The sequence below is a fragment of the Frigoribacterium sp. VKM Ac-2530 genome, assembly GCF_015350835.1.
Classification (GTDB): Bacteria; Actinomycetota; Actinomycetes; order Actinomycetales; family Microbacteriaceae; genus Frigoribacterium.
In genome coordinates, this window is record NZ_JADKSE010000001.1 from 747,025 (window position 1) to 760,160 (window position 13,136).

Consider the following 13,136-nt stretch of genomic DNA (forward strand, 5'->3'; position numbering starts at 1 on the left):
CCTTCGACCGGAGCGTGCAGGTCGCCACGAGCGACGGTGCACGCCGACCCGAACCGCTCCCGAAAGGCACCTCCACCGTCATGCGCCCCTCCCGCCTCCTCGTCCCCGTGGTCGCCGCCGCCGCCTCCCTCGCCCTGCTCGCCGGGTGCACCGCGGGCGGCTCCGACGCCCCGCGCGGCGGGGCCGACGCGACGGTCACCGTGGGCCTCGTGCTCGAGCCCTCCGACCTCGACGTCCGCACCACCTCGGGCATCGCCCTCGACCAGGTGCTGATCGACAACGTCTACCAGGGCCTCGTCGGCCGCACGCAGGACAACGAGATCGTCGACGTGCTGGCCAGCGAGCACACGATCAGCGCGGACGGCCTGACCTACACGTTCACGCTGCAGGACGGCGTGACGTTCCACGACGGCGCCGCGATGACCGCGGCCGACGTCGTGTGGTCGCTGCAGCAGGTCGCCGACGACGAGTCGCTGGCGGGCCACGCCGACCTCGCCTCGGTCGCCGACATCAGCTCCCCCGCCGACGACACCGTCGTGCTCACGCTGTCGCAGCCCGACTCGGCCCTGCTGTTCGCGCTGACCGGCCGCGCCGGGCTCGTCCTCGAGCAGGCGGCCACCAACGACCTCTCGACCACCGCCAACGGCACCGGGCCCTTCACGCTCGCCTCGTGGACCCAGGGCGACAGCCTGCGCCTCGAGCGGAACGCCGACTACTGGGGCGAGGCGGCCGGCGTCGCCGGGGTCGCCGGGGTCGTGTTCCGCTACGTGACGGACGGCTCGGCCGCGATCAACGCGACCCTCTCGGGCGACCTGGATGTGCAGACGGCGGTCGACGCGACCCTCGCCTCCCAGTTCGACGGCGTCGACGGCATCACGGTCGAGAAGGGCCAGACGACCGACAAGTACACCCTCGCCTTCAACAACGCGGTCGCCCCCTTCACCGACCCGCGGGTGCGCCAGGCGATCCGGATGGCCGTCGACAACGACGCGCTGATCGCGGCCGTCGGCGGCTCGGCCGTCGACCAGGGCGGACCGATCCCCGAGCTCGACCCCGGCTACGAGGACCTGACCGACGTCGACGCCTACGACCCCGACCAGGCGAAGCAGCTCCTGGCGGAGGCGGGCCACGCCGACGACCTCGACCTCACGCTCGAGTACGCGAACTTCTACCCCGCCGCCATCGGCGACGTGCTCACCACCCAGCTCGCCGACGTCGGCGTCACGCTGACGGTGCAGCAGGTCGACTTCACGACCTGGCTGAACGACGTGCTCGCGCCGCCCGCCGACGGCGGCACGCGCGACTTCCAGCTGAGCATGGTGAACCACGCCGAGACCCACGACTTCTCGAACTGGGCCGACCCGACCTACTACTGGGGCTACGACTCGGCTCCCGTCCAGCAGCTGTACGCCGAGTCGCTGGCCGCGACCGACCCCGAGGTCGCCGCCTCGAAGCTCGCCGAGGCCGCCCGGATCGTGTCGGAGGACGCCCCGGCCGAGTGGCTGTACACCGCCACGACGCTGACGGCCGTGCGCGACGGCGTGACGGGCTTCCCGACGTCGTCCACCAGCACCCGCCTCGACCTGTCCGCGCTGGCCGTCTCGGAGTGACCCGCTTCCTGCTCGGACGCACGGCCCTCTTCGCCCTGGGGCTCGTGGTCGCGAGCGTGCTGATCTTCGCGACGCTCCGCCTCCTGCCGGGCGACGTGGCGCAGGCGATCGCGGGCACGACGGGCTCGCCCGCCCAGGTCGCCGCGTTGCGCGAGCAGCTCGGCCTCGACCGGCCGATCGTCGCGCAGTACCTCGACTGGGCCGCCGGGCTGCTGCGCCTCGACCTCGGCGAGTCGCTCGTGACGGGCAGCCCCGTCGCCGGCGAGATCGCCGAGAAGCTCGGCGTGACCCTGCCGCTGGCGGGGCTCTCGCTGGTCTTCGGGCTCCTGATCGGCGTGCCCGCCGGCGTCTGGGCGGCCGCCCGGCACCGCCGACCGGCCGGCCTCGTCGTCGGCGTCGGCTCGCAGCTGCTCGCCGCGGTGCCGGCCGTGTGGCTCGGCATGCTCCTCATCGCCCTCTTCGCCGTCACGCTCGGCTGGCTGCCCACCCAGGGCTGGCCCCTCGACGGCTGGCAGGACCCCGGGCGGGCGCTCCGCTCGCTCGTTCTGCCTGCCCTCACGATCGGGATCATCGAGGGTGCGGTGCTGCTGCGCTTCACCCGGTCGGCCGCCATCGGCGCGCTCGACCAGGACTACGTCCGCGCCGCCGCGGCCAAGGGCATGACGCTCGACCGCGCGCTCCTGAGGCACGGCCTGCCGAACGTGATGCTCAGCGTCGTCAGCGTGCTCGGCCTGCAGGTCGTCGGGCTCGTGGTGGGCGCCGTCGTCGTCGAGCAGCTGTTCACGCTGCCCGGCCTCGGCCGGATGCTCGTCACCGACGTCGGCCGCCGCGACCTGACCAAGGTCCAGGGCGAGCTGATGACGCTCACCGCGATCGTCCTGTTCGTCGGGCTGCTCGTCGACGTCGCGCACCGACGGCTCGACCCCCGGCTGCGCGAGGTCGAGCGATGAGGCGCGGCTCGTTCGTGCGCGCCCTGCTGCGCCGACCCCAGGGCGCGGCGGCCGTCGCCTGGCTGGCCCTCGTCGCCCTCGCCGCGGCGGTCAGCCGCTTCTGGACCCCGGCCGACCCGTTCCGCACGGATCCCTACTCGGCCTGGCTGCCCCCGTCGGGCGCGCACCTGTTCGGCACCGACGCCGTCGGCCGCGACATCGCCAGCTACGTGATGTCGGCGAGCGGCACCACCGTGGTCGTCGCCGTCTCCGCCGGCCTCCTCGCGCTCGTCGTCGGGCTCGGCCTCGCCGCCCTCGGCTCGCTGACCGCCCGGATCGTGCGCGAGTCGGTCGCCGTGCTCATCGACGTGCTCGTGGCGTTCCCGACCATCCTCGTCGCGATGGCCCTCGCCGCGGCGTTCGGCGGGTCCCTCGGGGTCGTCGTGGTCGCCGCCGGCCTCGGCTACGGGGTGACGATCGCCCGCGTCTCCCGCAGCGAGATCCGCCGGGTCGCCCGGGAGGACTACGTCACCGCCGCCCGCGCCTCGGGCGCCGGGACCGCGACGGTGCTGCTGCGGCACGTGCTGCCGAACATCGCGCCGGTGTTCGTCGTGCAGCTGTCGCTCGCGATGGCGACGTCGATCCTCGCGGAGGCGGGGCTGTCGTTCCTCGGCTACGGGGCGTCGGCCGAGACAGCCTCGTGGGGGCGCCTCCTCGCGGACCTGCAGAAGTTCCTCGGCGTGCACCCGTGGACGATCGTCTGGCCCGGGCTCGCCATCACGCTGACCGTGCTGGCGCTGAACCTGCTGGGCGACGCGGTGCGCGACGCCGCCGACCCCCGCCTCCGCGGGGGCGGGCGCCGTGCCGCCCTGCCCGTGGACCCCGTCACCCCGGCCTCGCCCGGGGCCGCGCCCGGGGCCGCGCCCGACCCTGCCGACTCCCCCGCCGCCTCCCCCGGAGTGACCTCGTGAGCCTCGACGTCGACGACCTGACCGTGACGATCGACGGGCGACGCGTCGTCGACGGCGTCTCGCTGCACCTGGCCGACGGCGCCCGCCTCGGCCTGATCGGCGAGTCCGGCTCGGGCAAGTCGTTGACGACGCTCGCCGTCCTCGGCCTGCTGCCGCCGCAGGCCGTCGTGACGGGCAGCATCCGCCTCGACGGCCGCGAGCTCGTCGGCCTCTCCGACCGGCAGCTCGCCCCGCTGCGGGGAGCGACGATCGCGGCCGTGTTCCAGGACCCGCGCACGGCCCTCGACCCCGTCATGACCATCGGGCGTCAGGTGGCCGAGCCGCTGCGCCTGCACGGCCGCGTCTCGCGGGCCGATGCGCGCCGCCGGGCCGTCGAGGCCCTGGGCGAGGTCGGGCTCGACGAGTCGGTCGCCGACTCGTGGCCGCACCAGCTGTCGGGCGGCCAGCGGCAACGCGCCGTCATCGCGACGGCGCTCATCGCCCGCCCGGCCGTGCTGCTCGCGGACGAGCCGACGACCGCGCTCGACGTGACGACCCAGGCCGAGGTGCTCGCGCTGTTCCGCCGGCTGGTCGACGAGCGCGGGGCCTCGCTCCTGTTCGTGACCCACGACCTCGCGGTGCTGGCGCAGGTCGCCGAGGAGGCGGCGGTGCTGTCCCGGGGACGCGTGGTCGAGAGCGGGCCGGTCGCGCGCCTCCTCGGCTCGCCTGCCCACCCCGTGACGCGCGGCCTCGTCGAGGCCACGCGGGCGACGACCTGGAGGGCACCGTGACCGACTCGCACGCACAGGACGTCGACGGAGGCGCCGCGACGGACGCACGGCACGACGCCGGCGGCGCGGGTGCCGGGCCGCTGCTCAGCGGCCGCGGGCTCTCGCGCACCTTCACGCTCCCCCGCCGGTCGCCGTTCCAGCCGGGGCCGGTGCGGCACGCCCTCGTCGAGGCCGACCTCGACGTCGGGCGGGGCGAGAGCGTGGCCCTGATCGGCGAGTCCGGGTCGGGCAAGTCGACCCTGGTGCGCATCCTGCTCGCGCTGGACCGGCCGACCGCCGGAACCGTGACGTTCGACGGACGCGAGGTGCGACCCGACCGTGCGTCGCGCCTCCGCTGGCTGCGCCGCCGCACGGGCGTCGTGCTGCAGGACCCGTACAGCTCGCTCGACCCCCGCATGCGGATCGGCGACGTCGTGGCCGAGCCGCTGCGCCTGCTGCACGTGCCGGGCAACCACGAGCGCATGGTCGCCGAGGTGCTCGACCGTGTCGGACTCGATCCCCGGGGCGTCGACCTCTGGCCGCACGAGCTGAGCGGCGGCCAGCGCCAGCGCGTCGCCCTGGCCCGTGCCGTCGTGCACGGCCCCGACCTGCTGGTCGGCGACGAGCCGATGAGCGCGCTCGACGTGACCGTGCGCGCGCAGATCCTCGGCCTGCTGGCCGAGCTGCGGGACGACCTCGGGCTGTCGCTGCTGATCGTCTCCCACGACGTGGGGCTCGTGCAGCACCTCAGCGACCGGGTGGCCGTGCTGCAGGGCGGGCGCATCGTCGAGCAGGGCGCCACCGCCGACGTGCTGGGGCAGCCGCAGCACGACTACACGAAGCGGCTCATCGCGTCGGTGCCGACGCTCGACAGGTCCTGACTGGAGGGACAGAGCCTTCACCGAGACGCTTGCTGGCGAAGCAACTGACTCTTAATCAGTGGGTTCTCGGTCGCGCCCCTCACCAGCAGTCGGGGTGCCGCCGGTGCCAGCGCAGGCGCCGCTCGAGCTGCGCGCCGATCGCGAGCAGCACGTCCTCGCGGCCCGGCCGGCCGATCAGCTGGACGCCGGCGGGCAGCCCGTCGACCTCGGCCACCGGCAGAGTGATCGCCGGTAGGCCCGCGACGTTGACGAACGAGGTGAACGGCGACACGAGGCACTGCTGCTCGAAGGCCCGCTCGGGGTCGTCGGCGTCGTGCCAGCCGAGGGCCGGCGGCAGCAGGGCGAGCGACGGCGTCAGCACGGCGTCGAAGCGGTCGAAGGCCGCGATGACGCTCTGCTCGAAGGCGCTGAGGCCGGCCAGTGCAGCTCCCAGCTCGCGGGCGCGGAGCTCGCGGCCCCGGCGGACGAGCCACGCCGTCATCGGCTCGAGCAGGGCGAAGTCGTCGTCGGTCTCGGCCGGGATGCCCGCCGCGCCGGCCTGCCAGATCGTCCGGAACAGGGCGGGGTATCCGGAGCCGGGCAGGGTCGCGTCCTCCACACCGTGCCCCAGCGCGTCGAGCTGGTCGGCGGTGTCGCGCAGCACCCCGAGGAGGCGCGGGTCGACCCGGACGTCGTACGCGTCGTCCCACGGGCTGGCCGTCAGCACCCCGAGCTGGAAGCGTCCCTCGCCGCGGACGGCGGTCCCGAGCCACGCCCCGTCGGGCGAGCCGGGCGCCCGCAGGGCGAAGTGGTCGCGCGGCGCCCGGCCGTCGGGCGAGACCATGGCGTCGAGCAGCATCGCGGCGTCGGCGACGGTGCGGGCGATCGGGCCGCCGACGGCGAGGCCGCCGAGGCTCGTGATGCCCGACTGCGCCGGCACCCGGCCGCGCGAGGGCTTGAGGCCGACGAGCCCGGTCATGGCCGCGGGGATCCGGATCGAGCCCCCGCCGTCCGATCCGGGAGCGAACGGCAGCAGCCCGGCGGCCACCGCAGCCGCCGCTCCCCCGCTGGAGCCGCCCGCGCCGAGGTCGCGCCGCCAGGGGTTGCGCGTGACGGGACCGACGACGGGCTCCGTGTAGCCGGTGAGGCCGAACTCGGGCGTCGCGGTCTTGCCGAGGCTGACCGCGCCCGCCTCGCCCAGCACCGCGGAGATCTCCGAGTCCTGCTCGGCGACGCGCCCGCGGGAGAGCCGCGAGCCGAGACCGGTCGGCAGGCCGGCGCGGTCGGTGAGGTCCTTGTCGGCCAGGGGCAGGCCCCACAGCGGGGCGGTGCTGCGGCCGGCGCGCCCGAGCTCGTCGGCCCGGTCGCGCGCGGCGTCGGCCCCGACCGCCACGAACGCACCGACGCCGTCGTCGCCGGGGTCGAGCCGGTCGATCCGCGCCAGGTAGTGGTCGGTCAGCTCACGGGGCGTGACCTCGCCGCGGCGGAGCCAGTCCCACTGCTCCTGGGCGCTGAGGTGGTGGAGTTCGAACACGTCCCCGAGCCTAGGCGCAGGGCGCACGGCCGTCAGGCGCGCGGTGCGACGTCGCGACGGCGACGCTTCTTCAGCGACTTCTGCATCGTGACCGTGCCGAGCCAGCGGCCGAACTTGAAGCCGACCCGGCCCATCCGGCCCACCTCGACGAAGCCGAGCCGCGCGTGCAGGGCGATCGAGGCGTCGGCCTTGGCGTCGGCGATGACCGCGATCATCTCGCGGATGCCGGCCTCCCTGCAGGCCTCGACCAGCGCCTCCAGCAGGGCTCGACCGAGCCCCCGACCGGTCGCCGCCGCCCGGAGGAAGATCGACGTCTCGACCGTGTACCGGTACGCGGCCTTGCCGCCCCACGGCGTCGCGTGCGCGTAGCCGAGCACCTCGCCGGCCGGGCTGACCGCCACGAGGAACGGCATGCCGAGCTTCTGGCCGACGGCCGCCTTGCGCCGCCACTCGGCCAGGGTCGTGGCCTTCTCGTCGAACGTCACGCTCGAGTTCGCGACGTAGTGGGAGTGGATCTCGCGGACGTACGGCAGGTCGGCGGGCTCGAGCGGCCTGATCTCGAACGAGAACTCGGGCTCGGGCGTCGGCGCAGGACGGAGTCGCCGGGGCAGCTGCCGCCTTTGCTGGTATTCCTCCTCGAGCACGTCCCCACTCTGGCACGCCACCGCCTCCTCATTCAGGAAGATCCGTCCTGCGTCGCGCAACGGGGGGACCGCGAGTCCTGGACCCTGCACGGTGCAGGACTCGGGGCCCGAGGGTTCCTGGATCGCGCCGGCGGCCTCAGGGCTGTTCGGGCAGGCGCCAGTCGACGGGCGTGCCGCCCTGCTGGACGAGCAGCTCGTCGACCCGGCTGAACGGCCGCGACCCGAAGAAGCCGCGCGACGCCGAGAGCGGGCTCGGGTGGGCGGACTGCACGGTGGGCACGTCGCCGAGCATCGGCACCAGCGAGGCCGCGTCGCGCCCCCAGAGCAGGCCCACGAGCGGTCCGCCGCGGGCCGCGAGCACCTCGACGGCCCGCTGGGTGACGGGCTCCCAGCCCTTGCCGCGGTGCGAGCCGGCCTCGCCGGGACGCACCGTCAGCACGCGGTTGAGCAGCATGACCCCGTTGCGCTCCCACGAGGTGAGGTCGCCGTGCGCGACGGGCGGGTGGCCGAGGTCGTCGTGCAGCTCGCGGTAGATGTTCGCGAGACTGCGCGGCACGGGCCGGACGTCGGGCGCGGTGGCGAACGAGAGCCCGATCGGGTGGCCGGGAGTCGGGTAGGGGTCCTGGCCGACGACGAGCACCTTCACCTCGTCGAGCGGCGTCGTGAAGACGCGGAGCACGGCCTCGCCGGCGGGCAGGTAGCCGCGACCGGCGCGCACCTCGGCGCGGAGGTACTCGCCCATGTCGGCGACGAGCGGCGCGACGGGGGCGAGGGCCTCGGCCCAGCTCGGGTGGACCAGGTCGGCGAGCGGGCGGGCGATCACTCCGCGCCCAGCGAGCCGACGGACACGCCGACGACGTCGCCCTGCTCGTCGACCTGCGGCTCGACGCGCCAGACGCTGCCGCGGCCGAGCACGGTCAGCGCACCCTCCCCGACGACGAGGGCGGTGTGCTCGTCGATCGCGACGCCTCCTCGGACCATGCCGGCCTCGGTCGCGGCGACGAGGCGCGTGAGCGTGCCCCACTGGGCGGCGTGCACGTCGACGGCGAGGTCGACGAGGCCGAGGCCCTCGCCGAGCTCGACCTCGTCGAGGTCCTCCGCGGCGTCCTGCGGGCAGACGGGGACGTCGCCGATCAGCCAGCCGCCGAGCAGGGCGCGGTCGGCCGCGATGGCGGCACCGGCCGAGAACCCGACGTAGGGCAGGCCGTCGCTGACGAGGAGGCGCACCTGGTCGACCAGCGGAGCCACCGCCTCGAGGTAGGCCGGCGTCAGCCCGCCGCCGACGACGAGGCCGTCGACGTCGCTGAGCACCCGGGTGTCGAAGACGTCGCCGGCCTCGACGACGGTCGTGACGACCTCGCAGCGGCCGCCGGACGCGATGAGGGCGGGGAACCCGGTGCGCCACTCCTCGGAGGGCGAGTCGTCGGCCACGACGACGAGGACGCCGACACGGGGGACGTCGCGCCCGACCGCGCGGCCGCGGGCCGCCGCCTCGGCGACGAAGAGGTCGTAGAGCCCGGGCTCGTCGGGCGCCCAGCCGCCGCCCACCAGGTGGATGCTCACGAGGCGTCCCCCTGTCCGGCGTCGCGGGTCACGGGAGGCAGGGCGCTCCAGGGGAAGGTGATCCACCGGGAGGTGCGCTTCCAGGTGAAGTCGGGCTCGAGGATGGTCTGCGGCTTGCTGTAGAGGCACACCGTGCGCACCTCGGAGGCGACCTCGGCGAGCAGGTCGCGGACGAGGGCGAGGGTGCGGCCCGAGTCGGAGACGTCGTCGACGACGAGCACGCGCTTGCCCGCCAGCGCCGGGGCGTCGAGCGTCGGCGGCAGCAGGACGGGCTCGGGCAGGCGCTCGTCGACGCCGGTGTAGAACTCGACGTTGATCGACCCGCACATCTTCGTGTCGAGGGCGTACGAGATGGCGCCGGCGAGCACGAGGCCGCCGCGGGCCACGGCGACGATCACGTCGGGCGTGAAGTCGGCCGCGACGACGTCGCGGGCGAGGTGCCGGGCGGCCTCGCCGAACTCGAGCCAGCCGAGGACCTCGCGCTCGCCCGACGGTGCGGGACCGGAGGCAGAGGCAGAGGCAGAGGAGGCGGCGGCTGCGGCAGGAGCGGCGGCGTCGGGGTCGCCCGCCACGTCGTCCTCCACCGCGACGGGGGCCCCTCCGGCCGACGAGGGGTCGAGGTCGGACGGGGCGTCGGGTGAGGAGACCATCCCGCAACCGTACCGGGCCGTGGCGCAGTCGGCGACGCCCGTCGCCCGTCGGGACTCGGGCGCCTGAGGCGCCCCGGCGAGCCGATCCGCGTCGTGCGACGTCGCCTGCGGGCCGGTGAGCTCTAGGATCAGCCTCATGAGCGACTCCACCCCCTCACTGCCCTCCGTCGACCTCACTGCGGCAGCGCTCACCGATGAGCAAGGGTCCCTCGCCGATGCCGCACGCGAGGAGGTCGAGGCGTTCCTCGCCAGCCCTGCCGAGGACATCCACGACGCGGCCGCGGCCGCCGTCTCCGCCCTGGAGGACGCCGTCGATGCTCACGTGCCCGTCGCGGACCTCTCGGCGGCGCTCGACGCGAGCCCGGAGGCCGTCCAGGCGATCATCGACCACGACGTCGATCTCGAGGCGCTGCACCCCGACAACAACGTCGGCTGACCACGACGCGTCAGCCCACCGTCGACGCCGGTCCGCGAGGGCGCCGGCGCCCTCGACGGCCAACCGCGCGGCCGAGGAGGCGTCAACGGCTGCGCGCCTCCGTGACGAGTGAGCGGGCGGCGGCGACGAGCGCGACGGTCGACGTCGCGACCGTGCCGTCCGGCAGGGTGTCGACGTCCTCCAGGCCGACCCGCACTCCGTGACCCCGCCCCGCAGCCCGGCGGAGCACCGCCCACGTGGCGGGACCGATGCCGTGGTGCAGCTGCTCGAGGCCGATCCCGGCGGCCGTCACGACCGCCTCCATCTGCTCGTCGAGGGCGAGCGCAGCCGCCTCGTCGTCGAGGAGGGGCTCGATCACGACCCGGGCGAAGCGGTCCCACCGGGGAGCGCGGGCGAAACGGTGCGCGTCGTCGAGCGACAGCAGGCAGGCCTCGACCTGGACCCCACGGTCGACGAGGGATGCGCTGAGCTCGTCGATGCCTTCCTCGCCCTGGTTGGCGGCGACCAGGTCGGGCAGGGCGGTCCAGGCCGCGACGAGCGAGAGCCGTCGAGACGGGTCGGGCTCGATCTCGGCGAAGCTCGTCATGTTGAGCGGCACCCCGGGGCAGGCCAGCCGGACGGCACGGAGCACCGCCGCGACGTGCGAGGCCTCCAGGGTCTCCTCACCGTCGTCGTCGTAGGCGTGCAGGTGGAAGAGCGTCGCGCCCGCGGCCACGCAGGCGGCCGCCTCCCGCGCGATCTCGTCGGGGGTCCGGGGCACTGCAGTGTTCGCGAGAGGACCGGCCGGGGCCGCCTGGAGATGAGGCACCCGCCTTGTCTACCCCTCGACGGCACGCGTCGCCGCGCCGGGCCTCTCCGCCCTAGGGGACGTCCTCCCCGACGGCCAGGAGCGACCACGGTGACAACCCGTCCGTCACGAGGTCTGGCACAGGGAGCGACCGCGTCGTGCCGAACTCGCGGGCCGCGTAGTCCAGCAGGTTCGCGCCGTAGACGATGACGTCCGTCTGGTGGACGGAGAGAACGGGGGCACCCGGCCCGAACGGGGCTGCCGGCAGATACCGGTGGGAGTACAAGGGCACGAGCTGAGGCCACGTGCTGACGTGATGCCCGACGATCGCGGAGCGCACCGCGACGGTGTCGGGGCGCTCACCCCAGGACGCAGGCCAGAAGACCTCGTTCTCGACATCGAACAGGATGCCCTCGAGAGGCCACCGGACGGCCTTGCGGACACCCTCGTCTGCTCTTGCCCGCCAATTCAACCAGCCGTCGCCGACGGGGAGCGCCAAGCGCAGGAGCTCGCGATGGTCCTGGGCGAAGCGCACGCCGTATCGGCGTTCGGCCCGAGCCAGTTCACGCTCGGAGAGCCCCCTCTCGAGCACGACACGTCGTTCTCGCAGGAGCTGGACGACGTCGGCAGCAGACACGCGGTCAGCATAGGTGCGACCTCGTTCGACAGCCGGTCGGCGATCGGACATCCGGCCGGTCATGAGACCGACTGCGTGCCAAGGTGAGCGCATGCACGTCCTCAGTCCCGATGAAGCCCTCGTGATGCTGCTCGCCGACGATGCCGATGACCAAGCCGGAACGCCACTGGACGAGGACCGCGAGATCGTCGTCCTCTTGTCGGACCAGGACCTGCTGACGGTCGAGCTGTCGATGCGGGACGTCGTCGCGAGCATGGACCGCCGGGAGTTCACGGATCACATGCCACTGGGCGTCGACGAACTGCTGCGCTGGGCCGACGACCTCCGCCTCCTTCGGCGAAGCATCTTCGGGGAGCGAGAGCTGACCCCACTGACTCTGTCGGCTGTCCGGGCACGACGGATCGACTGGCCCGCCTGGAGCGAGGACGGCGATGGTCCTGGTGCACCGCGAGAGCACGAGGCCTGGTTCCGCGTCTCTGGTGACGACCTCGCGATCGTCTCCTCGGCTGTTCGCCATGCCACCGATCGAGACCCGGCAGTCATGGAGCCGGTCGATGCGCGCCACATGACCGACGACACCGTGGGGAGAGCACTCGACGCATCGCTGCACAGCATCGCCCGGGATCTGTACAAGCGCGCCTGATCGGTTCGGTCGCGCTGCCTGGTGGACAGCAGCGGGGTTCCGGAACTGCGCCTAGGGTCCAGGTATGTACGACCGGACCCCGGTGGGTGCCAAGCCGCTCTGGTGGGAGGGCCTCGCGGGCATGGGCTACGCCGTCGTCGCGGTCAGCGCGATCATCCTGCTCTTCGAGTTCGCCCAGGACGATGGATCGGCTGCCTGGCGCTGGGCGCTCCTAGTGGGAAGCGTCGTCGCCTTCCTCATCGGTGCCGTTCTCTTCGCGAGGTGGGCAGGCCGACATCGCCGGGCTGTCCGCGGAAGGACGGGGCACGAAGCGACAGCTCCACGGGAGAAGGACTCCAGGTGAGCGGAGCGGGAGCCGCGACTGGCGACCGACCTCGGCGACGTCTGCCCCTGGGGACGATCGCGCTCAGGCTCGCCGCTGGCGCGCTCCCGTTCGTCTACTCGGCCACAGCGGACGATGGTGCTTTGTTCGGCTGGGTGCTCGTGGGTCACCAGCACTGGAGACGATCGGTGCCGTCGTCGCATGGCGATCCCGCGGGCTGCGGGCTACCAGCCGCTCCCTCTGGGCGGTTGCGAGCCAGAACACCCGATCGTCGACTCCCTGACAGCTAGGCCGCGAGGACCGTGAAGGTGGTCGAGGGGCCAGCGCAGCTGCCGGCGTCGTCGCACGTCGAGTAGTCCCAGTTCTCGATGCCGATCCACGCGTCGCCCGTCGGGAAGTCAGCCGGCAGCTCGAGGGAGACCTCGAACGAACCGTCGAGTGCCTCGTCAGTGTCGGCGACGATGACCGCCGTCCCGTCGCCCACGTGCCCCGCAGACACTCGCCAGCCACCAGACGGGAGCGCCACCTGGCAGACATCGGCCGTGACGAGCGTCACGACCTTGCCTCGGACGACCTCATCAGACGAGACGCTCATCCGCGGAACGCAGTCCGTGTCCCCCGGACCATCGCGGTGGACGGCGCAGCCCGACACGAGCACACATGCCGTCAGCACCACCAGGCCGATCACCGGCCGCATGCGTTCGAGCATCTGAACTCGTCTCTCCCCAGGTCACTGCGGCGGCGCACCGCGACATGTCCGTGGCCTCTGCCTAGGCTCGCGTCTCGAAGATCATCTCGCGG

Annotated in this window: 16 protein-coding genes; 8 read left to right on the forward strand and 8 right to left on the reverse strand. The window is 73.8% G+C overall.

Features of this window, described 5'->3' with window-relative positions; genetic code table 11:
- The first annotated feature begins 80 nt into the window (after window positions 1–80).
- From ITJ48_RS03410 to ITJ48_RS03430, 5 genes are read left to right on the forward strand one after another with little or no spacing between them, the layout of a single operon-like run.
- The gene (locus ITJ48_RS03410) at window positions 81–1,610 is read left to right on the forward strand and encodes an ABC transporter substrate-binding protein (RefSeq protein ID WP_194612399.1); all 1,530 of its coding nucleotides are present in this window, start codon (window positions 81–83) and stop codon (window positions 1,608–1,610) included.
- On the forward strand, window positions 1,607–2,560 hold the full coding sequence (locus ITJ48_RS03415) for an ABC transporter permease (RefSeq protein ID WP_194612400.1): 954 nt from the start codon (window positions 1,607–1,609) through the stop codon (window positions 2,558–2,560). The genes ITJ48_RS03410 and ITJ48_RS03415 overlap by 4 nt, the downstream gene beginning before the upstream one ends.
- Window positions 2,557–3,510 (forward strand): ABC transporter permease, encoded by a 954-nt coding sequence (locus ITJ48_RS03420; protein ID WP_194612401.1) that lies wholly within the window; start codon window positions 2,557–2,559, stop codon window positions 3,508–3,510. The genes ITJ48_RS03415 and ITJ48_RS03420 overlap by 4 nt, the downstream gene beginning before the upstream one ends.
- On the forward strand, window positions 3,507–4,280 hold the full coding sequence (locus ITJ48_RS03425) for an ABC transporter ATP-binding protein (protein ID WP_194612402.1): 774 nt from the start codon (window positions 3,507–3,509) through the stop codon (window positions 4,278–4,280). The genes ITJ48_RS03420 and ITJ48_RS03425 overlap by 4 nt, the downstream gene beginning before the upstream one ends.
- Window positions 4,277–5,140 carry an ABC transporter ATP-binding protein gene (locus ITJ48_RS03430; RefSeq protein ID WP_370544758.1) on the forward strand — a complete coding sequence of 288 codons (864 nt, stop codon included), beginning with the start codon at window positions 4,277–4,279 and terminating at the stop codon, window positions 5,138–5,140. Before ITJ48_RS03425 ends, ITJ48_RS03430 begins: the two co-directional genes overlap by 4 nt.
- 79 nt (window positions 5,141–5,219) lie before the next feature.
- Here ITJ48_RS03430 and ITJ48_RS03435 read toward each other — a convergent pair whose 3' ends face one another.
- From ITJ48_RS03435 to ITJ48_RS03455, 5 genes are all read right to left on the reverse strand, one after another.
- Window positions 5,220–6,653, reverse strand: a complete 1,434-nt coding sequence (locus tag ITJ48_RS03435; RefSeq protein WP_194612403.1) for an amidase — start codon at window positions 6,651–6,653, stop codon at window positions 5,220–5,222.
- A 32-nt stretch (window positions 6,654–6,685) separates the two neighbouring features.
- On the reverse strand, window positions 6,686–7,297 hold the full coding sequence (locus ITJ48_RS03440) for a GNAT family N-acetyltransferase (protein WP_194612404.1): 612 nt from the start codon (window positions 7,295–7,297) through the stop codon (window positions 6,686–6,688).
- Window positions 7,298–7,433: 136 nt separating this feature from the next.
- Window positions 7,434–8,120, reverse strand: a complete 687-nt coding sequence (locus ITJ48_RS03445) for a uracil-DNA glycosylase (RefSeq protein ID WP_194612405.1) — start codon at window positions 8,118–8,120, stop codon at window positions 7,434–7,436.
- Window positions 8,117–8,860, reverse strand: coding sequence for a Type 1 glutamine amidotransferase-like domain-containing protein (locus ITJ48_RS03450; protein ID WP_370544759.1), 744 nt, complete (start codon window positions 8,858–8,860; stop codon window positions 8,117–8,119). The genes ITJ48_RS03445 and ITJ48_RS03450 overlap by 4 nt, the downstream gene beginning before the upstream one ends.
- Entirely contained in the window at window positions 8,857–9,510 is a 654-nt protein-coding gene (locus ITJ48_RS03455; RefSeq protein ID WP_194612406.1) for a phosphoribosyltransferase, read from the reverse strand. Before ITJ48_RS03455 ends, ITJ48_RS03450 begins: the two co-directional genes overlap by 4 nt.
- A 136-nt stretch (window positions 9,511–9,646) precedes the next feature.
- On the opposite strand from ITJ48_RS03455, the gene ITJ48_RS03460 reads away from it, so the two are divergent.
- Window positions 9,647–9,946, forward strand: coding sequence for a hypothetical protein (locus ITJ48_RS03460; RefSeq protein WP_194612407.1), 300 nt, complete (start codon window positions 9,647–9,649; stop codon window positions 9,944–9,946).
- A gap of 82 nt (window positions 9,947–10,028) precedes the next feature.
- Here ITJ48_RS03460 and ITJ48_RS03465 read toward each other — a convergent pair whose 3' ends face one another.
- Complete coding sequence (locus ITJ48_RS03465; RefSeq protein ID WP_194612408.1) at window positions 10,029–10,754, reverse strand: 3-keto-5-aminohexanoate cleavage protein; 726 nt, start codon at window positions 10,752–10,754, stop codon at window positions 10,029–10,031.
- Window positions 10,755–10,806: 52 nt separating this feature from the next.
- Window positions 10,807–11,370: an SMI1/KNR4 family protein gene (locus tag ITJ48_RS03470; protein ID WP_194612409.1), complete on the reverse strand. Its 564-nt coding sequence runs from the start codon at window positions 11,368–11,370 to the stop codon at window positions 10,807–10,809.
- A 91-nt stretch (window positions 11,371–11,461) separates the two neighbouring features.
- Here ITJ48_RS03470 and ITJ48_RS03475 point away from each other — a divergent pair, with 91 nt between their 5' ends.
- Together ITJ48_RS03475 and ITJ48_RS03480 are read left to right on the forward strand one after the other, a co-directional pair.
- Entirely contained in the window at window positions 11,462–12,013 is a 552-nt protein-coding gene (locus ITJ48_RS03475; RefSeq protein ID WP_194612410.1) for a hypothetical protein, read from the forward strand.
- 64 nt (window positions 12,014–12,077) lie between these two features.
- On the forward strand, window positions 12,078–12,356 hold the full coding sequence (locus ITJ48_RS03480; protein ID WP_194612411.1) for a hypothetical protein: 279 nt from the start codon (window positions 12,078–12,080) through the stop codon (window positions 12,354–12,356).
- 265 nt (window positions 12,357–12,621) lie between these two features.
- Here the strand turns inward: ITJ48_RS03480 and ITJ48_RS03485 are convergent, their stop codons facing one another.
- The gene (locus ITJ48_RS03485) at window positions 12,622–12,930 is read right to left on the reverse strand and encodes a hypothetical protein (RefSeq protein ID WP_194612412.1); all 309 of its coding nucleotides are present in this window, start codon (window positions 12,928–12,930) and stop codon (window positions 12,622–12,624) included.
- Window positions 12,931–13,136: the final 206 nt, after the last annotated feature.

Coding starts and splice junctions, on each gene's coding strand:
- ITJ48_RS03420 (WP_194612401.1), top strand. CDS start 2,557: ATGAGGCGCGGCTCGTTCGTGCGCGCCCTGCTGCGCCGACCCCAGGGC.
- ITJ48_RS03485 (WP_194612412.1), bottom strand. CDS start 12,930: ATGAGCGTCTCGTCTGATGAGGTCGTCCGAGGCAAGGTCGTGACGCTC.
- ITJ48_RS03475 (WP_194612410.1), top strand. CDS start 11,462: ATGCACGTCCTCAGTCCCGATGAAGCCCTCGTGATGCTGCTCGCCGAC.
- ITJ48_RS03410 (WP_194612399.1), top strand. CDS start 81: ATGCGCCCCTCCCGCCTCCTCGTCCCCGTGGTCGCCGCCGCCGCCTCC.
- ITJ48_RS03455 (WP_194612406.1), bottom strand. CDS start 9,510: ATGGTCTCCTCACCCGACGCCCCGTCCGACCTCGACCCCTCGTCGGCC.
- ITJ48_RS03480 (WP_194612411.1), top strand. CDS start 12,078: ATGTACGACCGGACCCCGGTGGGTGCCAAGCCGCTCTGGTGGGAGGGC.
- ITJ48_RS03460 (WP_194612407.1), top strand. CDS start 9,647: ATGAGCGACTCCACCCCCTCACTGCCCTCCGTCGACCTCACTGCGGCA.